Source organism: Alteromonas alvinellae, assembly GCF_902705805.1.
On sequence record NZ_CACSIH010000002.1, the window covers coordinates 1 to 371 of the forward strand.

The window sequence follows — 371 nt, forward strand, 5'->3', positions numbered from 1 at the left end:
TCATTTCCTTCGCAGTGCTGTACATCCTGGTTCTTTTCTGAATGAAGTGTGTGATTATTTAAAGTAGTATGTTCTACGCTTGATAAGGAATCATTTGAGGACATATGAGATTCTGATGTGTCGTGACCATCACATTTAATTGGGTTCGTCATAGCAAAGCCGTGCTGTGAAAGTAGCGCAGCTATTAGTACTAATTTAAACCACTTATAAATGCCTGACACAATAAACTCCATCAGTGAGTAAGGGAATAGTAGCGGTATTCCGTTATTCTTACTTTGACGTAGATCAACACAACACAAAAAAGTGCTTAGGACCTTTAAACATTAAAGCCGTAATCAACTAGTTTAGTACTCTTGATTCATATAGCCTTA

Annotated in this window: 1 pseudogene; it reads right to left on the reverse strand. The window is 36.9% G+C overall.

Annotated elements, in window-relative coordinates:
• Positions 1-221: pseudogene (locus tag ACX5KA_RS00010) on the reverse strand (hypothetical protein); the annotation flags it as partial.
• Between the last annotated feature and the right edge of the window lie 150 nt (positions 222-371).